The following is a 19,275-nucleotide window of genomic DNA, read 5'->3' on the forward strand; positions in this document are numbered from 1 at the left end:
ACTTACCGCCTCTAGGGCCTGTGTAAATTGTTGAATCCGCTTTTGAATCATATGATGGGTGATCGTGAATACTGTCATCGCTTCCGTTTCGTTCGAAGTGTCCAGAGTATTCTTCTTGTTTTTTCTTTGTGGTTGAGTTTATGATATTTGCATTCGATGCACATTTAATGTCACTAAAGATTGTTACTCCATTTACCTCGCATCTATATATCTCCATCGATATGGATTTGACTGGGATAAGAAGTAAAAATACATAAATGATCGATGTGGTGATGTTCTGCATGTGCATTCTTCCAACCTAACGCCCGCAGCACGCGTGGCTTTGTAGAGGAGGCGAAGCCGCAACGAAAAAGCCGTCGCTGTGCTTGCGCTTGTTAGGCAATTTCTCCCTCTAAGTGCATGGAGGTGCTACTTAAAATAGCGCTGCCTATATCCGGTCTTTCTTTCATCAATATTTTCGAAAATGCATTTTGAAAGAATGGAGAAACCCAATATTGCGAATCCTCTGGTGGTGTCATACCGCACTCAAGGTGATCTAGGTAGTCGCTAGACATCATATAATGCTGGCAGATAGTACAAATGTATGACAAGTGAAGAATGAAAATAGATCTCACATCTTCCAATAGCTCATCTAAAATGCAAGACCTTTCTTTTAAATAGACTTCGCTGTCATTAAGTAGAACATTTTTAAAATAGTTGTAATGCGTATGATCATTGCAGCGTTCTCTGACATTTTTGTACAACTCGTTGACATATAGCAGGTTGTTTATTGCTTCAAGTACCCGACTTTTCTTGATGTACTGTGACATTATTCGATATTCTGGAAGTTTCTCCTTTCCGTGGAGCCAGTTATTGACTTTTTCAACTGTATAGTTATCGATGCTTCGATGGTCTTGGAGATATAAGTTCGAGTAGACATTTATAACGGCTGAATCAAAATACTTCCTCACTAAGCTATAACAATCATTGATTCTCCCTTTTTCAAGAAGAGTCTTGATCGAGTCAACCGTACCCTGAATTGACGAGTAGACGTAGGTATCCATACTAACGAAAGCCGTAGTACCCATGGTGGCAAAACTCATGACGGATATAGATAGGCTGCGATAAAAATCAATGTACTCATCCAGCTCAGAAAATACTTGATGCCCCCGGTATCTTTCGTCACTCACCATCATTTTGAAAATACTCTTTCTTGAGTCTAACAGTGACTAGATGGAAGGCTGTACTAATCCGATGTTGGGTCCTTCCGTATAACTCCGTACCGACTTTATCACCGTGACGAAATTTTATTTAAAATCATCACATTATCGTCTTGGTTCAGTGCCTGTCCGTCTTCACTTGACGTCCTCTTTTGGCCCTATCATTACAGCTGTATAAAAACACAGTCAATAAGAAAATCAGGACATTCACTCTTTGAGCAAGGTGTGGTCACCAGGTTGCTCCATGGCGAGGCCCGCATCACTGGTGTTCCGTATTTTTTCCTAAAACCGGATCACCACAGATTCCGCACTGCGCTTTGCCTCGCCGTGATACACCGCTTCGATATTATTGCCGTCCGGGTCGAGCACAAAGGCGGCGTAGTAGCCGGGATGATAATGGCGCTCACCGGGGGCGCCGTTGTCCTGGCCGCCGTGGGCCAGCGCCACCTGATAGAAGCGCGCCACCATGGCGTGGTCTTGCGCCTGAAAGGCGAGATGATGGCGGCCGGTCAGTATGCCGAGCGCCGCCGGGCTGTCGATGGACGTGACAAAGAGCTCGTCTGCCCAGAAGTAACCCTCGCCCGTCCCCCCCATCGGAATATTCAGGGTGGCCAGGATGGCCGTGTAAAAGCGCTGGCTGGCGGCCAGGTCCTTCACCACCAGCTGGAGATGGTCGATCAGTCGACCGCGATGCAGTGTTTGCGTTTCCATACACTCACTCCACTCGACATAGTTGGATAAGTCACCGGTCCCCTGCCTGTCATTACCGTCTGGCACGCTACCGCCCCTGGATCTCAGCCTCCGGTGTGCTGCTCTTTACCTGCGAGAGGGTTGGCGTGGCTCATGGGGAGACTCCGACGAGGCGTTGATTGCCATTCGGATATGTTAGCCGGTGAGATGTGGAGGGGAAGAGCAGGGTGATGGATTTCTGGGCGGGATCAAATAATGAGTCGCTATGGCAAGAGACGTGTCGGTGCCCGGGGTCTGTAAGAGGGGGCTCATTGGGCTCATGGGGCCAGTTTTGCTGGCCTCCTTTAGGCCAGCACCAGGGTTTGGCGGCTGCTATAGCCGCTCGTGAAGGGAAAGGGCTGGTCGCCCTCCCTTATGCCAGTGCCAGTTGCTGGCGGCTTCGCCACAGCCGCTCGTGGAAGAAGAAGACGACTGTGTTGATGGCAGGCTCTATCAACGCCATGACGCCGCCGGTGAGCAGCTCGCCACTCAGCAGGTAGGCGACGGCGAAGGCCACCGAGAAGTGCACCAGGGCGAAGCTGCTGGTCTTGGCCTGCAGGCTGTGGTCGGGTTTGAGCTTGTGCCAGCCCAGGTCGTGGAAGTAGAAGGCGACGGTGTTGACGGCGGGCTCTATCAGGGCGATCAGGCTGGCGGTAAGCAGTTCGCCGGTCAGCAGGTAAGCGACGGTGAAGGCGACACTGAAGTGCAGGATGGCAAAGCTGATGGTCTTTTTCATGATGGTGTCTCCTCTGGCGATGAGTGCAGTATCACCCGGAATCACATCAAATGAAAACTATTCGCATCTATCGGCTGAATAGAAAAAGCCTATCGACCGAGGTCGAGACCACCAGGTTGGGGACTTGCCTGGGGCCACGGCGGCGCTAGAGTGTGCCTTTGCCATGAAAAAGGCGCTTTCATGACCCTTAATGCCAACCTGTTTGTGCTGTTCATCTTGCTGCTGATGATCGTCGCCGGCGTCGTGGCCTGGCGACTGGCGCGGCGCAAGAGCCACCATCCTGTGCTTATCACCGTTCTGTGCGTGCTGCTTTGTCTGTTCCCGCCCTTGGCCCTGCTGGCCTTGCTTGTGCTGGCGCTCTGGCGAGATATGCCGGTCTGGGTCTGAGGCGTCATCCCGGCAACGGCAGACAGAGAAAAGCCCCTTTCGGGGCTTTGTCATTCGGTCGGTGAGGGCTCAGTCGGCTGCCTTGTTGAGCCACTCCACCCTGTAATGGGCACCCGCGCCCTGCGCCAGTTTGGCGCACAGGGGTTTCAAGAAGGCTTCGATCTGCTCGGCCAGCATCCAGGGGGGGCTGATGATCAGCATGCCTGAGCCGTTCATGCCCCAGTCGGCGGTCTGACCGGCCACTTCCAGCTCGGCCACCAGGACGTTACCGAAGTTTTCCCGCTTGATCGCTTTGAGCATGTCGCGGGACTTGTCCGCCTCCTGCCCCAGAATGGGATACCAGAGGGCATAGATGCCGGTGGCCCAGCGCTTCTGTGCCTTTTTCAGGGTATCGACCACGGCGAAGTAGTCTTCCTTCAGCTCATAGGGGGGGTCGATGAGCACCAGTCCCCGGCGCGGGGTGGGGGGCAGCAGGGCGATCAGCCCCTCGAAGCCGTCGCGGTGGTGGACGGCGACGCGGGGGTCGTAGCCCATGTTGGCGCGCAGGTCCTCCACCTCGTTGTTGTGCAGCTCCATCAGGGCCAGCTTGTCCTGCTCGCGGGCGAGACGGCGCGACAGCTCGGGGGAACCCGGGTAGTAGTGCAGCTGACCATCGCTATTCATCTCTTCGATCACGCCAAGATAGGGCGCCATGGCGGACCACTGGGCCCGCTCGTCCCACAGGCGGCCTATGCCGTCGGCGTACTCCGCCTTCTTCTGGGACCAGTCGCCGCGCAGGTCGTAGAGACCGCCACCGGCATGGGTGTCCAGCACGATGAAGGGTTTTTCCTTCTTCTTGAGGGACTCGATGATCAGGGCCTGAACGGCGTGTTTGAGCACGTCGGCGTGGTTGCCGGCGTGAAAAGCGTGGCGATAACTCAGCATATTAGGTCTCTGAGGGAGCCCTGAAGGGCTCCCAATAACGATAGGTAGTTCAACAAGTTGTGGCTGTTGCCCCGCACCAGGCTGAGGCCGCGCAGGGTCTGCAACAGGACCCCCTGCTGCAACCGTTCCAGCTCCAGTTCGTGAGCCAGCATGGACTGGTACTCGGCTTCATCCAGGCGTGCCTTGGCGTTCTGGCGCAGGGCCCGCCAGGGGGTCAGCACCACCTCGGTCTGCACCAGCGCCGGTTGCAGATCGGCGAGCTCGACCAGGATGCCATCCTGATCCAGCCGGTGCAGCAGCAGGGCCAGATTGACGTTGCCGCCGAGCGTCTGCACCTCGAGCCAGTCCTGGCTGCGCTCGGCATAGCGTTTGCTGCTCCAGTGCCAGAAATCGACCGGATTGGGCAGTTCATGGCTGGCCACCCGCTCGGCGGTCATCGAGAGTTCATCACGCAAAGAAGGTCTGCTCCCGGGTTTCCAGTTCCTCGCTGAGGCTCATCCACTCCAGCTCGACCCCTTCCAGCTCTTCCTTTATAGGGCCCTGGGATTTGAGCAGTTCGGAGAGCTTGGTTTTAGCGCTCTCCTCGTAGATGGCGGGGTCGGCCAGCTGCTCCTCCACCGCGGCGAGCCGGGTCTGCAGCTTCTCCATGCTGGCCTCGAGCTTCTCCAGCTTCTGGCGCAGGGGCCGGGTCTGCTGGCGGAATTCCGCCTCGCGCCGCTTCTGATCCTTGCGGGCCACCGCGGAGTTGGCGGCTACCGGGCCATCGCTTGGCTTGGCGTTCGCCTCTTTCTCCTGCTCGCCGAGCCACTTGTGGTAGTCGTCCAGATCGCCGTCGAACGGCTCGACCCGGCCGCCGTGCACCAGATAGAAGTCATCGGTGGTGGTGCGCAGCAGGTGACGGTCGTGGGAGACCACCACCATGGCACCCTCGAAGCCTTGCAGCGCCATGGTCAGGGCGTGGCGCATCTCCAGATCCAGGTGGTTGGTCGGTTCATCGAGCAGCAGCAGGTTCGGCTTTTGCCAGGTGACCAGGGCCAGCACCAGCCGCGCCTTCTCGCCGCCGGAGAAGGGGGCGACCTTGTCCAGCGCCTTGTCGCCGTGGAAGCCGAAGCTGCCGAGGTAGTTGCGCAGCTCCTGCTCTGTCTTGTCCGGTGCGAGGCGGACCAGGTGGTCGAGGGGGGTGTCATCGAGACGCAGGGTCTCGAGCTGGTGCTGGGCGAAGTAGCCGATACTGACCCCGGCGCTCACCTCCAGCTTGCCCGACAGCGGCGGGTTGGAACCCGACAGCATCTTGATGAAGGTGGACTTGCCGGCGCCGTTGCGCCCCAGCAGGCCGATACGCGAACCCGGTACCAGGTTGAGTTTGATCTTCTCCAGGATCACCTTGTCGCCGTAACCGGCGCACAGGTTCTCCATGGCGATGAGCGGGGTCGGCAGGGCCGACGGCTCGCGGAATTCGAAGCTGAACTCGGAGTCAACGTGGGCCGGCAGCAGCTTCTCCATCCGCTCCATGGCCTTGAGGCGGCTCTGGGCCTGACGGGCCTTGGAGGCCTTGTAGCGGAAGCGGTCAACATAGGCATGCATGTGGGAGATTTCCCGCTGCTGCTTCTCGTACATGGATTGCTGCTGGGCGAGCTGCTCGGCCCGTTGCAGTTCGAAATCGGAGTAGCCGCCGGTGTATTCGTTCAGCTTGCCGTTCTCGATATGGATGATGCGGTTGATGACCGAATCGAGGAAGTCGCGGTCGTGAGAAATAAGGACGAGGGTGCCCTGGTAGCCCTTGAGCCACTTCTCCAGCCAGATGACGGCGTCCAAATCCAGGTGGTTGGTCGGCTCATCCAGCAGCAGCAGGTCGGAGCGGCACAGCAGCGCCTGGGCCAAGTTGAGGCGCATGCGCCAGCCACCGGAGAAACTGCGCACCGGCGAGCCAAGCTGATCGTCGCTAAAGCCGAGGCCATGCAGCAGCTCGGCGGCGCGGGAGCGGATGCTGTAGGCACCTATGGTGTCGAGTTTGCCGTGCAGCTCGGCCACCAGCAGGCCATTGTCATCCTGCTCGGCCTTCGCGAGCTGGGCCTCCAGGGCGCGGAATTCCTTGTCGCCGTCGATCACATAATCGAGCGCTGAGCAGTCCAGCGCCGGGGTCTCCTGGGCGACGCCGGCTATCTGCCAGCCGGCGGGCAGGCTGAAGCTGCCGTTGTCGATGGCCAACTCGCCCCGCACCAGCGCAAAGAAGGTGGACTTGCCACAGCCGTTCTTGCCTACCAGACCCACCTTGTGGCCGGGATGTATGGTGCAGGAGGCGTTGTCCAGCAGCGTGCGGCCGCCGCGGATCAGTTCGATTTGACTGGCAACTATCATGGATGGATCTGCTTGGCTCAATGGAAGGAGAGAAACTGGCGCGGATCTTACGTGAAATGGCGCAGATTTGCACTTTAGGCTGGGGGGCCTGGCTGGCTGCGGCAAGAAAAACGTGCCATAACAGAGACATCTGTCAGGGGACAGGAGGCTGCCATGCTGATTAAAGAGATCATGACGACCCGGGTTGCGACCGTTTCCATGGATGACAGGCTCAACGTCATCAAGGAGATCTTCGAGCAGGCCCACTTTCGCCACCTGCTGGTGCTGGAAGAGGATGTACTGGTCGGCGTCATCTCGGACAGGGATCTGCTGCGTGCCCTCAGCCCCTATCTCGGCACCGAGGCGCAGATGAACCGTGATACCGAGACCCTCAACCGGCGCGCCCACCAGATCATGAGTCGCCAGCCCGTCACCATAGCCCCGGACAGACCACTGCAAGAGGCGGCCAGCATGATGCTGGCGCAGCATGTCTCCTGCCTGCCGGTACTGGAGAACGGCGCTCTGGTCGGCATCCTCAGCTGGAAAGACTTGCTGCGCGTCATGCAGGAATGGACACCGGCCTGAATACCCGCCCGGCTGTCAGGCCGGGTCTGCGCCATGTGGGGGCTGGCGTCGTTCTCGCGGTGCCGGGATGCTCATACTTGGGCTTTAATGATGTATGTGTCAATATCATCATCTGCATCTTCCCCTTTAACTGGTTTATTAATCTGCAATAAATCCATTCGGCTCGTTTAAATGGGCGGCACTTGTCAATATCAGCGACATAAAATGTCGCTGATATCTGATTGGAGCCCGCTTTTTCGAACTAATCACCAACCGCTTCAGTTCCTGTCAAGGTTCGGGGATCTACCCTAGGTCATCGGAACATAGACCCGATCATAATGACCGAGCACAGGTCTGCAGGTCTGATTAGTGTTTACACCAGAGGAACGAACAATGAAAAAGACAGCATTGACTATGGCCATCTCCAGCCTGCTGCTGGCAGGTGCTGCCCAGGCTTCTACCGTATACAACCAAGACGGTACCAAGCTGGACATCGGTGGCCGTGTTCAAGGTATGTACTACGGTAGTGACAACGACAGCGAAAACGGCGACCAGAGCTACCTGCGTCTGAATATCGCTGGCGAAACCCGCATCAACAACGAAACCGTTGCTAACGGTTTTGTTCAGTACAACGTGCCGACCAACAGCTCCGATAACGAACTGCGTTACGCCTATGTTGGCGTGAAGAACGATCGTTTCGGCGCCTTCAGCTACGGTCGTCAGGACGGTCTGATTGCCAAGGCCGTTAACGATTACACCGACGTTCTGCCAGAGTGGGGCGGCGATGGCCTGGGCAAGGGTACCGAAGTCTTCGGTACCGGTCGTACCAACGGCCTGGCTCAGTACCTCTACACCTTCGACGGCCTGGTGCTGGGTGCTCAGTTCACTGGCGAAAACGAAGCTCAGAACGAGAGCGCCTCCAGCTGGACCAAGGGTTCCGCCGAAGGTTATGCCCTGTCTGCCAACTACAACTTCGACATGGGTATCAGCCTGGGTCTGGCCTATAACCAGGCTGGCAAGACTGCCGACCAGAGCGCCAATTCCAACTTCGGTGGTGACGGCGATGCGAAGCTGACCGCCGTTGGTATCAAGTACAACGCCAACAACCTGTACGCTGCCGCGACCTACGCCTATGGCGAAGACCACGTCTATGTGAACCAGGCTGGCAACGACGGCTACGCCGACGAGAGCAACGGTTACGAAGCCGTGGTTCAGTACACTTGGGGTCAATGGAAGCCGTCCCTGGCGTATAACCGCCTGGACGTGAAGGGTGAGACCTTCGACGACACCCTGACCGAATACGTCTCTATCGGTGCCTGGTACAACATCAACGAAAACTTCGACGTTTACGTTGATTACAAGGCCAACCTGCTGAGCGGTGGCGATACTGATGGTTACAACGAGTTCGGTCAGAACACCGACGACGTCGTTGGCGTGGCCATGCAGTACCACTTCTAAGTCATTCCCTGACTGCCTACTGTATTTTTTTGACCGGCCGCTTTGCGGCCGGTTTTTTTATGGGCGCAGCATAAGCTCGCGCTTTTGGAACCTCAGACCAATCCCCAGCTCAGCATTGTCCCCTCCTGGTCGATAACCCTCTTGTCGGGCCGATGGCGATCGGGTTTCCCGCTCTATGCGGTGGCTATGGGGCGAGGATCACGCCCCGCGGTCAAGATCCTATCTTTCCTCGACCCTTTTCATTATTTCTATAGGGACTTGCGTTGCGCCTATGGCGGGGGAATGCGGGTCTGATTGGTATGTCGACGCCGTGCTACGGTGGCGGCACTCGGGAAACGGACGTAAGGGCGTTATATGGCGAGCATATTGGATTCGGTGGATCAACGTACCCAGCTGGTGGGGGAGAATCGCCTGGAGTTGCTGATGTTCCGGTTGGGATCCCGGCAGCTGTTTGCGATCAATGTGTTCAAGGTGCGGGAGGTGGTGAAGCTGCCTCATCTCAACAAGATGCCGGGCTCCCATCACAACATCAGCGGGGTGGCGAACATCCGCGGCGTCTCCATTCCCGTCATCAACTTGCGCGGCGCCATCGGCATGCGCCCCATGGCGGTCGACAACGAATCCAACCTCATCATCACCGAGTACAACCGCACCATTCAGGGCTTCCTGGTGGGTCAGGTGGCCCACATCGTCAACATGACCTGGAAGGACATACTGCCGCCCCCCCGCTCGGCCGGCCGCTCCAACTACCTGACCGCCATCACCCGGATCCCCGAGGGAGGTGTCGATCAGATCGTCGAGATCATCGACGTGGAGAAGGTGCTTGCCGAGATCATCACCTATGACATCCGCATCTCGGCCGAGGTGCTGGACAAGGATATCCTGCCCCAGATGCAGGGTCGCCGGGTGCTGATCGTCGACGATTCCAGCACGGCGCGCAATCAGGTGCGGGAGACGCTCGCCCAGCTCGGGCTCGAGGTCATCGAGTGTCAGGATGGGCTGCAGGCGCTCAAGCTGCTCAAGGGGTGGTGCGATGCGGGCAAGAAGGTGACCGACGAGATCATGCTGATGATCACCGATGCCGAGATGCCCGAGATGGATGGCTACCGGCTCACCCATGAGGTGCGCAGCGATCCGCGCATGTCCGATCTCTTCATCACCCTCAACACGTCGCTCAGCGGCAACTTCAACGAGGCCATGGTCAAGAAGGTGGGATGTGATCGCTTCATCTCCAAGTTCCAGCCCGATCTGCTGGTCGGGGTGACCCAGGAGCGCATGCGTCAGATCCTGGGGGTGTGAACCCGACTCAGCCGGTCATAGCCGACTGCGTCGTGCCTTGCCAACTTACAGTCGAACTGGCCTGCTGGCAGGGGATTCAAGAATGCATGGGTCAGAACCTGAGGCTCTGGATCTGGCAAAGACAGATAGCAACGCACCCGCCTTGGCGGGTGCGTTCGTTTTGGTGGGTTGGAGCCCGCGTTCGCCCCTTGGGGTCACTGGGTCAAGAGGGGCTCGATAAAGCTCGCGACCCGGTCGCGGATCTGTGGCTGTGCCGCGGCCGTTGGATGAAGCCCATCGTTCATCATGAGTTCAGGGCGCAGCGCAATATCATCCAGAAAGAAAGGCATCAGCGGCAGCCCGTTGGCCTGCGCCAGCTCCGGGAAGATCTGCTCGAACTGCTGCAGGTAGCGAGCGCCATAGTTGCGGGGCAACTGGATCTGGGTCAGCACCGTCTTCGTCTTGCTGGCCTTGGTCAGCGCCACCATCTTGGCCAGATTGGCCCGGGTGATGGCGGGGGCAAAGCCGCGCAGGCCATCGTTGGCCCCCAGTTCGATCAACACCCAGTCCGGTTTGTGCTCCTCGAGCAGGGTGGGCAGGCGCGCCAGCCCGCCCTGGGTCGTTTCACCACTGATGCTGGCGTTGATGAGCTTGTGCGTGCCCCCCTGCTGCTGCCATTTCTGATCGAGCAGGGCAGGCCAGCTCTGCTCGGCCTGCATCTGGTAGCCGGCACTCAGGCTGTCCCCCAGCACCAGCAGGGTCTGGGCCTGCACGGACGACACCCAGCAACACAGGCAACTTAAGGCGAACAGAAAACGCGCCATGGATTCAACTCCCATCATTAATTGTCAGTAAAGGCCTGGGTAACCAGGAAACATTATGTATTGTCATTTAGGGCCAAGGGAAACAGGAAACGCATCATGAGTTCGACCCCCATCATCACCGTCAGAGGGCTTGGCAAAACCGTCCGTCTCGGCCAGGAAAGCCTCACCATCCTTGAAGGGATAAACCTGCAAGTCAATACCGGCGAGACGCTGGCCCTGGTCGGTGCCTCCGGCTCCGGCAAGTCGACCCTGCTTGGCCTGCTGGCCGGGCTGGACTTGCCGAGCAGCGGCGACATCGAGATCCTCGGTCAGTCCCTGACCCGGCTGGACGAGGAGGGGCGAGCCAGGCTGCGGGCCGAACAGGTGGGTTTCGTGTTCCAGTCCTTCCTGTTGCTGCCGACCTTGAGCGCCTTGGAGAACGTCATGTTGCCGGCCGAGCTGCGCGGTGAAACCGACTGTGAACCCAGGGCCCGCGAGCTGTTGGCCGAGGTGGGGCTGAGTGAGCGGTTGCACCATCTGCCGCCGCGCCTCTCCGGCGGCGAGCAGCAGCGGGTCGCCATCGCCCGGGCCTTCATGACTCGCCCCAGCCTGCTGCTGGCGGACGAGCCGACCGGCAACCTCGACAGCAAGACAGGGGAGACGGTGATCGAACTGCTGTTTCGCTTGAACAGAGAACATAACACTACCCTGGTGGTGGTGACCCATGATCATGAACTGGCCCAGCGCTGCCAACGGCAGGTGGTGATGGCGGCGGGACGACTGGAGGCGGATGCGCCGGCATCCGACGTTGTCTTGGCCCCCCGCGTCAGGGAGCTGCCATGAGTCAGTGGCGACTGGGATTCAAGCTGCTGAAGCGGGAAGGTTTCAACGGTGAGCTGCGCTGGTTTGTGCTGGCGCTGGCCCTGAGCGTGGCCTGCGTGCTGAGCGTGGCGCTGGTGGCGGACAGGCTGGATGCAGGGCTCAAGGCGTCCGGCCGTGACTTCATCGGCGCCGACCGGGTGCTGCGATCCGCGACCCCGGCACCGGAGGCCTGGCTCAAACAGGCGGCAGAGGCGGGCCTCGCGGTCCAGACCACGGTCAGCTTCAACAGCATGCTGTTTCACGGCGACGGGCTGCAACTGGCCTCCATCCGCGCCGTGCCGAGCGACTTCCCCTTCTATGGCAAGCTGGAGCTTAACCCCCAGCGGGCACCGGCCCCCGGCGAGATCTGGCTCTCCGATCGGGTGATGAAGCTGCTCGGCGCCAAGTCGGGGGATGAGCTGGAAGTCGGCAATACCAAATTGACCGTGGCGGGCGAGCTGGGCCAGGAGCCGGATCAGGGCTTCAGCCCCTTCCAGATGGCGCCCCGGGCGCTGATCCACAGTGCCGATGTCGAGGCGACCGGCGCCCTGTTGCCGGGCAGTCGTCAAGAGTGGCGCTACCTGCTCAAGGGCTCCCGCGAACAGGTAGCCGAGTATGAGCGCTGGCTCAAGCCCAGGCTGAAGGCCGGGCAGAAGCTGCTCAAGCCGGACGATCAGGGCTCCCAGGTGGGCAAATCCCTGGCCAATGCGGAGCGCTTCTTCCGGCTAGCGTCGCTCGCTGGGGTGCTGCTCGGGGCCCTGGCCATGGGCATAGCGGTGCGCCACTTCGCCGAGCGCCAGACCAACATGGTGGCCCTGCTGAAGACGCTGGGCGCGTCGCGGCGCACCCTCTGGCAGCTGATGGGCACACTGCTCGCCTCCCTGACCCTTATAGGAGCCCTGATCGGCCTGGTGGCGGGAAGCGCCATGCAGTGGTTGACGCTGCAACTGCTGGGGGATCTGCTGCCCAGCGATCTGCCGCCTCCCTCCTGGCGGCCGTTCGTCCTCGGCATCTCGGTCGCCTTCTTTATCACTCTGTTGCTGGCCTTCGTGCCCTTCCTGCGCCTGCTCAGGGTGCCGCCACTGCGGGTGCTGCGCCGTGAGCTGGAAGCGGGGATACCGCCCTGGCTGGCGCTACCCGTCGGGCTGCTCGGCCTGTTTGCCCTGGTGTGGGGCTTCACCGCCGATGCCAGGCTGGCGCTCGGCCTCATCGGTGGCATGGGGCTGTTGATGGCGCTGCTGGCGCTGCTCGCCTCCGGATTGCTGCGCCTTGGCAGCCGGCTCAAAGGGCCCCACGCCCTGCGCCTGGCCATCAGCCATCTCTCCCGGGAGCGGGGCAGCGGCCTGTTCCAGCTGGCGGGTTTCGCACTGGCGCTGATGCTGTTCGGCCTGCTGTGGGCGGCGCGGGTCGATCTGCTGGATGATTTTTCTGCCCGCCTGCCTGCGGATGCCCCCAACCGTTTCCTGGTCAATGTGGCCGACGAGGAGCGGGACGGGATCCTGGCCGATCTGCAGGGTGCCGGCGCCATCACCTCGGACTTCTACCCCATGGTGCGGGGGCGCCTGACCCGGATCGCCGGTCAGGCGGTGGGTGAGGATGCGGCGCGGGAGGGGGTGAACCGCGAGCTCAACTTCACCACTACTGCGACCCTGCCACCCGACAATCAGGTCACCTCGGGCCAATGGCTCGGCGGCAAGGGGGAGGTCTCCGTCGACGAGGTGCTGGCCGGCCAGCTGGGCATCGCCCTAGGCGACGCCCTGCGCTTCACCATAGAGGGGCGCAGCTTCGAGGCCAGGGTGACAAGCCTGAGGTCCATCAAGTGGGACAACATGAGACCCAACTTCTACATGATCTTCTCGCCGGACGTGCTGGCCCCCTTCTCCCAGACCTGGCTTGGCAGCTATCGCCTGCCGCCTGAGGGACGCAGTGCCGAGGTGGAGCTGATCCGCCGCCACCCGACCGTCAGCCTCATCGATGTTGAGGATCTGATCGCCAGGCTCACCGTTGTCTCCGATCAGGTGAGCCGGGCGCTGGGGTTGATGCTGGGGCTGGTGACCGTGGCCGCCCTGCTGGTGCTGCTGACCCAGACCCAGGCCAGCATGTCCGCCCGGCGCCGGGAGCTGCTGTTGATGCGCACCCTGGGGGCCGGCAGCAAACTGCTGGAGAAGATGCTGCGCTGGGAGCTGGTAACGAGCGGCGCGCTGGCGGGGCTGTGCGCCGCCATGGTGGTGGAGCTCTGCTCCTTTGGCCTGCAGTGGTGGTGGTTCGATGGGCAGTGGCAGTTCCACTGGGCCATCTGGGCTGGCTTGCCGCTGCTGGGGGCCCTGCTGGTGACCCTGGCCGGCCAGGGCATGCGCCGTCAATTGCTGGCGGGCACCCTGAGCGACCGACTCAGAGGGCTGGGGCAGGGGCTGCTGTAGGTTCGATTAGCCACCAAGTGGTGTCATCGAGCCTACGGCTTGCCTGTTTGCGAAAATCAGACGATCCCGGCCTTGGCCGGGATTTTTTATGGGCGCTCAGCGCGGGGGGTGCAGCAGGTCGTCGAGGGCCAGGGGCAGCTCGGGATAGGTGAAATGGAAGCCCGCCTGCTGCAGGCGGGCGGGCAGTACATGCTGGCCGGTGAGCAGCAGATCCGCCGACTCTCCCATCAGCAGGCGCAGCGCCCCGGCCGGCACGCAGAGCAGGTGGGGGCGGCGCAGGCTGCGAGCCAGACTCTGGCTGAAGGTGTTGTTGTCGACCGGTTGGGGGGCCGTGCCATTGAAGATGCCGTTGCACTCCTCGTGCTCCAGCAGGAACAGCATGGCGCGCACCAGATCCTGAATGTGGATCCAGCTCATCACCTGGCGGCCCGAGCCCATGGGGCCGCCGAGGCCGAGGCGATAGGGGGGCAGCAGCTTGGGCAGGGCGCCGCCATCTTGGCCGAGCACCAGCCCGATGCGCAGGATGCAGACCCGGGTCTGCGGGCTCCTGGCCTGCAGCGCCAGCTGCTCCCACTGCTGGCAGAGCCGGTGAGTGAATTCGTCGTGGGGATGGTGGCACCGCTCGTCCAGCGGCTCATCCCCCTGGCGGCCGTACCAGCCGATGGCGGAGGCATTGAGCAACAGGCGGGGCGGGCTGCTCGATAGCTTGATAAGGTCGACCAGCTGTTCGGTCAGCAGCCAGCGACTGTTGCACAGCAACTGCTTGCGGGGTTCGCTCCAGCGCCCGGCCGCGATGGGTTCACCAGCCAGATTGATGACGATGTCCACGTCATTGAGATCGTCCAGCCGGTCCAGGTTATCGAGCAGCTTGACGTCGTGGCCGAGCAGATCGTAGGCCCGGCTGCCCTGACGGGTCAGCACCATCACTTCGTGCTGTACCTTGAGATGGGCCACCAGACGACGGCCGATGAATCCGGTCCCCCCCGTGATCAGTATCTTCATGTGCTGCCTCCCCGATGCCGTTGACTCTACTCTAGAGGGCCGGACGCAGATGAACAAGCGGTTGTTTTTGCGGGTATTATTGTTTTGTCATTCGGACTGGCCCCGACATTGGAGCCAGATCCGGTGATGCAGATGCCCCTTGGCAGCCTGTCGATAAAGATATGTGTTGGAGGCCTGTTTTAAGGGGGACGATGAATTCCTGGCGAGCTTTTGAGTCCCTCATTACTTGCCAAGCCGGCGACAAGCTGTAAAATTGTTTGCTTTTTCACCGCTGGAGTCGTGGAGAATTATGCCGTTTCATCGTCTGAAGGCGCGCCAATACCAACGTCGCCTGGTTTTCTCCCTGCTGGTAGGCCTCTTGCCCATGGTGCTTGGTATTGTTGTCACCATTTGGCAGACCATGACCGGGGTGAGGCAGGAGGCGGAGCAGCGGTTGTTGCATGCGAAATACATGTTCGAGCGTACTCTGGGCAATGCCGAGCTGGCCGCCTCGGCGGTGATGGGGAGCGTCGGCAAGCCCTGTCTCGAGGTGGTGCAGGGGCTGCGGGATCAGGTGGCGACGGTGCCGGACGTGCGCAGCGTCGGCCTGACCGAGGGGGAGCGCATCTACTGCACCTCCCTCTACGGCCCCGTCAAGGGGGAGATCGATCTCGACAACTACGTCGGGGGCAAGCTCGACCTGATGAGGGGCAACCCGGTGACGCCGAACAGGCCGCTCATCGTCTACCGCCAGGAGGTGGGGAAATACGCTGTGCTGGTGGGGGTGGATGGCTACTATCTGCTCAACATCCTGGACATGATGAGCCGCGACTCGCCGCTCGGGCTGGTGGTGGGCCCGCAGATGTTGTTGCGGGACAGTCGACTCACGGATCAGCTGTTTGCCCCCGACACCCCTGGCTATCTGGAACAGGCGTCAGAGAAGTATCCCTTCAAGGTGGTGACCAGCATCTCGAACCGCGATTACGGTGCCCATCTGTGGGACTACTCCAAGGTCAGCCTCATCCTCTATCCCTTGCTGAGCCTGCTGTTCGGGGGCGGCGCCTTCTGGCTGACGGGGCGCTCCACCTCCCCGGAGCAGGAACTGAGGCGGGCGTTGGACCATCAGGAGTTCATCCCCTATCTGCAACCCGTGGTGGCAGGAGAAGACGCCCACTGGAGCGGTTGCGAGGTGCTGATGCGCTGGCAGCATCCCCAGCAGGGCATGATCTCGCCGGATCGCTTCATCCCCATGGCGGAGGACAGTGGGCTCATCGTGCCCATGACCCGTTCGCTGATGAGGCAGGTGCGCGCCCAGTTCGCCGGCCGGGCCCATGAACTGCCGGCCGGGTTTCATTTCGCGTTCAACATCTGTGCCCGCCATTGCCACGACCTCAGTCTGGTGGAGGATTGCCGCGATTTCATCGAGGCGTTCGAGGCGAACCCTATCAAGCTGGTGCTTGAGCTGACCGAGCGGGAGCTGATCGTCGCGGACGAGACCACAGATCGACTGTTCGCCGAGTTGCATGCGCTGGGGGTCTTCATCGCCATCGACGATTTCGGCACCGGCCACTCCAGTCTCGCCTACCTGCAAGCCTTCCAGGTCGATTTTCTGAAGATAGACAAGAGCTTCGTCGGCATGATCGGCTCGGATGCGCTCTCCAGCCACATCGTCGAGAACGTCATCGACCTGGCGACCCGGCTCGGCCTGCAACTGGTGGCGGAAGGGGTGGAGACCGAGGTGCAGGCCGTTTACTTGAGGGCGCGCAATGTGGCCTTCCAGCAAGGCTACCTCTATGGCAGGCCAGTGCCGATGGCGGAGTTCAGCAAGCAGCTGACAGGCTGAGTGCCCTTTCCATGGCGCCATAAAAAAACCAGCGACGATCGTCGCTGGTTTTTTTCATTCAGGGGGTACTTATAGCATGCGGGCCAGGGCGCGGCAGAGGCGCTTGATGCCCTCTTCCGTAGTGGCTTCGTCTACGCAGGAGAAACTCAGACGCAGGGTATTCTGTATTTCAGGGCGAACGTAGAAGGGTGCACCAGGGACGAAGGCCACCTTCTCCTTGATCGCCTCGTCGAACAGCGCCATGGCGCTGACGCTCGAAGGCAGGGTCAGCCAGAGGAACATGCCCCCTTGTGGCCGGGTGTAGCTCACGCCTGGCGGGCAGTGACGTGTCAGGGCGGCTTCCATGGCGGCGCGCTGGCGGCCATAGACCTCCTTGATCTTCTCGAGGTGGGCATCCAGCGAATGGTCGGTCAGGAAACGGTGCAGCACCTGCTGGCTGAAGGCGTTGCTGTGCAGGTCAGTCGCCTGCTTGGCGATGGTAACCTTCTTGCGCAGCCAGTCCGGCACCAGCATCCAGCCGAGACGGAAGGCGGGCACCACCGTCTTGGAGAAGGAGCCGAGCAGTACCGTATTGCTCGGCGCCAGCTTGGCGATGGGGGGCAGGTGTTCCCCCTCGAAGCGCAGCTCGCCATAGGGGTCGTCTTCGATCATCAGCAGCTCGTGGCGCACCAGCCGCTCGGCCAGCGCTTCGCGGTTGGCGCGGCTGTAGGAGACACCGCTCGGGTTCTGGAAGTTCGGCACCCCGTACAGCAGCTTGGCGTTCGAGCCCTGCTCCAGCAGCGCATCCAGCGCGGCCAGATCCAGCCCCTCTTCCCCCAGGGTGATGGGCCTGAAGTTCGGTTGATAGACGGAAAACGCCTGGATGGCGCCGAGATAGCCCGGCTCTTCGATGATGAGATCCTGCCCTTCGTTGACCAGCACCTTGGCCAGCAGATCCAGTGCCTGCTGGGAGCCGCTGGTGATCAGGATGTTATCGGGATTGACGCTCATGCCGTGACGGCTCAGGTAGCGATCGGCGATGTACTGGCGCAGCGGGGCGAAGCCCTCGGTGGTGGCGTATTGCAAGGCCGCGGCACCCTGCTCGCGCAGCACGTCCTGGCAGGCCTGGTCGATAGCCTTGACCGGGAACAGATGGGGATTGGGCAGGCCGCCGGCGAAGGAGATGATCTCCGGATTGGTGGCGACTTTCAGGATTTCACGGATAAAGGAAGGCTCGACCTTCTCGAAGCGCTGGGCAAAAAACGGCTGCATAGGGTTCTCTCTGACTAAGGTGGCGGTCGCTCCATTCAACCGCCAGGTTATCCGTTTGTATCAGATTTAAAAAATGAGGCAATGGCTGCAACAAAAATCCATAAAAAAGGGCAGGTTTGGCACCTGCCCGCATTTTATGGCTTCCCGTGGCGAAAAGGGCGTCAATCTCTCTGCAGGGCACGCCTGCCGCCGTTATCGCCGGATCAGAGCCCTGGCTCTTTGACGAAGAAGATCATCAATCCGGTCCTCAGAGCCCAGGCTCTTTCAGTGAAGATGCAGATCATCAGTTCAGTACTTAGAGTCCCGGCTCTTTCAGGAAGCGGATCATCAGGTCAGTGTTGGCACCGAGTTGCTGCTGGACCCGGCCCGGGAACAGCTCGGCCATCTTGTCGAGGCGGTCGTACTGGGTGTGCCAGATCTTGCCCCACTGGGTCTCGCTGTCCCGATCGCAGGCGCTCTTGCTGGCCTCGTCGTAGCAGTCCCACAGCGCCGGGTTGGTGCTTTGGGAGTAGCCGTCATAGCCATCGGCGCCATCGATGGTGAAGTTGGTCGCCTCCACGTAGGCGACCGGTACCCCCAGGCAGGCGAAGGGAGCGTGATCGGACCAACTGCCGGTCTCCCCCTCCGGATAGCCGGGATAGCTCGGGTGAATGGCGAAGGGGGTAGCGCCCTGCTTGGAGATGGCCAGCAGACGGTCCCGCACCTTGGGATCGAAGCTGTAGCGGCCCGGCTCGGCACAGCTGTACTCGGCCACGTCCGAGTGGGCGGAGTGGACATAGACGATGTCACCGCCGGCGATGGTGTCGTAGTTCACCATGGCCAGCAGTTGTGCGACGGCGGCGCCGTCCAGGCCGGCGGCATAGGCCTTGGAGCCGTTGAGGCCGTTCTCTTCCGCCCCGAAGAAGGCGAAGCGCACCGTGTAGGGCAGGGTCTGATCCTTCAGCGCCTCGGCCACCGCCAAGAGGGCGGCGACCCCGGCCCCGTTGTCGGTGGCCCCTTCAGACCCCTTCTTGTCACCCGTGCTGTCGTAGTGGGCGCCGATGAGGATCACCTTGTCGCTCTGGCCCTTGAGCTCGGCGATGAGGTTCTGGGACTGTTTGCTGGCGCCGCTCTTGGTGTAGCTGAATGGCTGGTTCTGCACCTCGTAGCCCCAGCCGGTCAGGTGATCCTGGATCCAGGCGGCGGCGCGGGTCTCTGCCTCGGTACCCGTGGGTCTGGCGCCTATGCCTTCGGCGCTGGAGCTCAGTTGCACCAGATACTCGTAAGCCTGGCTGGCGGGGGCGGGGGGCTGGGAATCATTGTCCGAGGGGTTGCACCCGGCCAGCAGGGTCGCGATGGCCAGGGTCAATACTGTTTTTTTCATACTGCAATCCTTTGTTGTGTATGGCTTTATTATCGCGTGTCAGGATGCACCTGACGCCCGGCAGATTCTGTGAAGGGGGTGGCATTTGTCAACCATGCTGGCGGAATTGGTCAGAGACGGGGATTTGTTGCGCGAAACACT

Annotated in this window: 18 protein-coding genes; 7 read left to right on the forward strand and 11 right to left on the reverse strand. The window is 60.6% G+C overall.

Annotation, left to right across the window (positions count from 1 at the left end):
* From LG30_RS22660 to LG30_RS0104610, 4 genes are all read right to left on the reverse strand, one after another.
* A partial coding sequence (locus tag LG30_RS22660) for a hypothetical protein (RefSeq protein WP_238566381.1) occupies window positions 1-283 on the reverse strand: 283 nt, incomplete at its 3' end.
* Window positions 284-374: 91 nt separating this feature from the next.
* Window positions 375-1,175 (reverse strand): hypothetical protein, encoded by an 801-nt coding sequence (locus LG30_RS0104600; protein WP_033129544.1) that lies wholly within the window; start codon window positions 1,173-1,175, stop codon window positions 375-377.
* Window positions 1,176-1,481: 306 nt separating this feature from the next.
* Window positions 1,482-1,910, reverse strand: coding sequence for a VOC family protein (locus tag LG30_RS0104605; protein WP_033129545.1), 429 nt, complete (start codon window positions 1,908-1,910; stop codon window positions 1,482-1,484).
* A 391-nt stretch (window positions 1,911-2,301) separates the two neighbouring features.
* Window positions 2,302-2,664: a DUF2061 domain-containing protein gene (locus LG30_RS0104610; protein ID WP_033129546.1), complete on the reverse strand. Its 363-nt coding sequence runs from the start codon at window positions 2,662-2,664 to the stop codon at window positions 2,302-2,304.
* A 180-nt stretch (window positions 2,665-2,844) separates the two neighbouring features.
* Between LG30_RS0104610 and LG30_RS0104615 the strand changes: the two genes are divergently transcribed.
* Window positions 2,845-3,051, forward strand: a complete 207-nt coding sequence (locus LG30_RS0104615; RefSeq protein WP_033129547.1) for a hypothetical protein — start codon at window positions 2,845-2,847, stop codon at window positions 3,049-3,051.
* 69 nt (window positions 3,052-3,120) lie between these two features.
* Here the strand turns inward: LG30_RS0104615 and LG30_RS0104620 are convergent, their stop codons facing one another.
* Genes LG30_RS0104620 through LG30_RS0104630 form a run of 3 tightly spaced genes read right to left on the reverse strand, consistent with a single transcriptional unit; the run spans window position 3,121 to window position 6,333 of the window.
* Window positions 3,121-3,975: a 23S rRNA (adenine(2030)-N(6))-methyltransferase RlmJ gene (locus tag LG30_RS0104620; protein ID WP_033129548.1), complete on the reverse strand. Its 855-nt coding sequence runs from the start codon at window positions 3,973-3,975 to the stop codon at window positions 3,121-3,123.
* Entirely contained in the window at window positions 3,969-4,430 is a 462-nt protein-coding gene (locus LG30_RS0104625; RefSeq protein WP_033129549.1) for a DUF2390 domain-containing protein, read from the reverse strand. The genes LG30_RS0104620 and LG30_RS0104625 overlap by 7 nt, the downstream gene beginning before the upstream one ends.
* On the reverse strand, window positions 4,423-6,333 hold the full coding sequence (locus tag LG30_RS0104630) for an ABC transporter ATP-binding protein (protein ID WP_033129550.1): 1,911 nt from the start codon (window positions 6,331-6,333) through the stop codon (window positions 4,423-4,425). The genes LG30_RS0104625 and LG30_RS0104630 overlap by 8 nt, the downstream gene beginning before the upstream one ends.
* Before the next feature lie 153 nt (window positions 6,334-6,486).
* On the opposite strand from LG30_RS0104630, the gene LG30_RS0104635 reads away from it, so the two are divergent.
* The 3 genes from LG30_RS0104635 (at window position 6,487) to LG30_RS0104645 (ending at window position 9,633) form a co-directional block, all read left to right on the forward strand.
* A complete protein-coding gene (locus LG30_RS0104635; RefSeq protein WP_033129551.1) occupies window positions 6,487-6,897 on the forward strand; it encodes a CBS domain-containing protein in 411 nt (136 codons plus the stop codon).
* Window positions 6,898-7,269: 372 nt separating this feature from the next.
* Window positions 7,270-8,334, forward strand: coding sequence for a porin (locus LG30_RS0104640; protein ID WP_033129552.1), 1,065 nt, complete (start codon window positions 7,270-7,272; stop codon window positions 8,332-8,334).
* A 354-nt stretch (window positions 8,335-8,688) separates the two neighbouring features.
* The gene (locus LG30_RS0104645; RefSeq protein ID WP_033129553.1) at window positions 8,689-9,633 is read left to right on the forward strand and encodes a chemotaxis protein CheV; all 945 of its coding nucleotides are present in this window, start codon (window positions 8,689-8,691) and stop codon (window positions 9,631-9,633) included.
* A gap of 194 nt (window positions 9,634-9,827) precedes the next feature.
* On the opposite strand, the gene LG30_RS0104650 is transcribed toward LG30_RS0104645, so the two are convergent.
* Window positions 9,828-10,436 carry an arylesterase gene (locus tag LG30_RS0104650; protein WP_033129554.1) on the reverse strand — a complete coding sequence of 203 codons (609 nt, stop codon included), beginning with the start codon at window positions 10,434-10,436 and terminating at the stop codon, window positions 9,828-9,830.
* 96 nt (window positions 10,437-10,532) lie between these two features.
* Here LG30_RS0104650 and LG30_RS0104655 point away from each other — a divergent pair, with 96 nt between their 5' ends.
* Both LG30_RS0104655 and LG30_RS0104660 read left to right on the forward strand, forming a co-directional pair.
* Window positions 10,533-11,258: an ABC transporter ATP-binding protein gene (locus LG30_RS0104655; RefSeq protein ID WP_033129555.1), complete on the forward strand. Its 726-nt coding sequence runs from the start codon at window positions 10,533-10,535 to the stop codon at window positions 11,256-11,258.
* A complete protein-coding gene (locus LG30_RS0104660; protein WP_033129556.1) occupies window positions 11,255-13,696 on the forward strand; it encodes an ABC transporter permease in 2,442 nt (813 codons plus the stop codon). The genes LG30_RS0104655 and LG30_RS0104660 overlap by 4 nt, the downstream gene beginning before the upstream one ends.
* A gap of 96 nt (window positions 13,697-13,792) precedes the next feature.
* Here the strand turns inward: LG30_RS0104660 and LG30_RS0104665 are convergent, their stop codons facing one another.
* A complete protein-coding gene (locus LG30_RS0104665; protein WP_033129557.1) occupies window positions 13,793-14,698 on the reverse strand; it encodes a TIGR01777 family oxidoreductase in 906 nt (301 codons plus the stop codon).
* A 289-nt stretch (window positions 14,699-14,987) separates the two neighbouring features.
* Here LG30_RS0104665 and LG30_RS0104670 point away from each other — a divergent pair, with 289 nt between their 5' ends.
* On the forward strand, window positions 14,988-16,520 hold the full coding sequence (locus LG30_RS0104670; RefSeq protein ID WP_033129558.1) for an EAL domain-containing protein: 1,533 nt from the start codon (window positions 14,988-14,990) through the stop codon (window positions 16,518-16,520).
* Between the two features lie 69 nt (window positions 16,521-16,589).
* Here the strand turns inward: LG30_RS0104670 and LG30_RS0104675 are convergent, their stop codons facing one another.
* Both LG30_RS0104675 and LG30_RS0104680 read right to left on the reverse strand, forming a co-directional pair.
* Window positions 16,590-17,771: an aminotransferase-like domain-containing protein gene (locus LG30_RS0104675; protein ID WP_033129559.1), complete on the reverse strand. Its 1,182-nt coding sequence runs from the start codon at window positions 17,769-17,771 to the stop codon at window positions 16,590-16,592.
* 295 nt (window positions 17,772-18,066) lie between these two features.
* The gene (locus LG30_RS0104680) at window positions 18,067-19,134 is read right to left on the reverse strand and encodes a M28 family metallopeptidase (RefSeq protein ID WP_033129560.1); all 1,068 of its coding nucleotides are present in this window, start codon (window positions 19,132-19,134) and stop codon (window positions 18,067-18,069) included.
* Between the last annotated feature and the right edge of the window lie 141 nt (window positions 19,135-19,275).

The organism is Aeromonas aquatica (genome assembly GCF_000764655.1).
Taxonomy (GTDB): Bacteria; Pseudomonadota; Gammaproteobacteria; order Enterobacterales; family Aeromonadaceae; genus Aeromonas; species Aeromonas aquatica.

Coding starts and splice junctions, on each gene's coding strand:
- LG30_RS0104600 (WP_033129544.1), bottom strand. CDS start 1,175: ATGATGGTGAGTGACGAAAGATACCGGGGGCATCAAGTATTTTCTGAG.
- LG30_RS0104605 (WP_033129545.1), bottom strand. CDS start 1,910: ATGGAAACGCAAACACTGCATCGCGGTCGACTGATCGACCATCTCCAG.
- LG30_RS0104610 (WP_033129546.1), bottom strand. CDS start 2,664: ATGAAAAAGACCATCAGCTTTGCCATCCTGCACTTCAGTGTCGCCTTC.
- LG30_RS0104615 (WP_033129547.1), top strand. CDS start 2,845: ATGACCCTTAATGCCAACCTGTTTGTGCTGTTCATCTTGCTGCTGATG.
- LG30_RS0104620 (WP_033129548.1), bottom strand. CDS start 3,975: ATGCTGAGTTATCGCCACGCTTTTCACGCCGGCAACCACGCCGACGTG.
- LG30_RS0104630 (WP_033129550.1), bottom strand. CDS start 6,333: ATGATAGTTGCCAGTCAAATCGAACTGATCCGCGGCGGCCGCACGCTG.
- LG30_RS0104635 (WP_033129551.1), top strand. CDS start 6,487: ATGCTGATTAAAGAGATCATGACGACCCGGGTTGCGACCGTTTCCATG.
- LG30_RS0104640 (WP_033129552.1), top strand. CDS start 7,270: ATGAAAAAGACAGCATTGACTATGGCCATCTCCAGCCTGCTGCTGGCA.
- LG30_RS0104645 (WP_033129553.1), top strand. CDS start 8,689: ATGGCGAGCATATTGGATTCGGTGGATCAACGTACCCAGCTGGTGGGG.
- LG30_RS0104650 (WP_033129554.1), bottom strand. CDS start 10,436: ATGGCGCGTTTTCTGTTCGCCTTAAGTTGCCTGTGTTGCTGGGTGTCG.
- LG30_RS0104655 (WP_033129555.1), top strand. CDS start 10,533: ATGAGTTCGACCCCCATCATCACCGTCAGAGGGCTTGGCAAAACCGTC.
- LG30_RS0104660 (WP_033129556.1), top strand. CDS start 11,255: ATGAGTCAGTGGCGACTGGGATTCAAGCTGCTGAAGCGGGAAGGTTTC.
- LG30_RS0104665 (WP_033129557.1), bottom strand. CDS start 14,698: ATGAAGATACTGATCACGGGGGGGACCGGATTCATCGGCCGTCGTCTG.
- LG30_RS0104670 (WP_033129558.1), top strand. CDS start 14,988: ATGCCGTTTCATCGTCTGAAGGCGCGCCAATACCAACGTCGCCTGGTT.
- LG30_RS0104675 (WP_033129559.1), bottom strand. CDS start 17,771: ATGCAGCCGTTTTTTGCCCAGCGCTTCGAGAAGGTCGAGCCTTCCTTT.
- LG30_RS0104680 (WP_033129560.1), bottom strand. CDS start 19,134: ATGAAAAAAACAGTATTGACCCTGGCCATCGCGACCCTGCTGGCCGGG.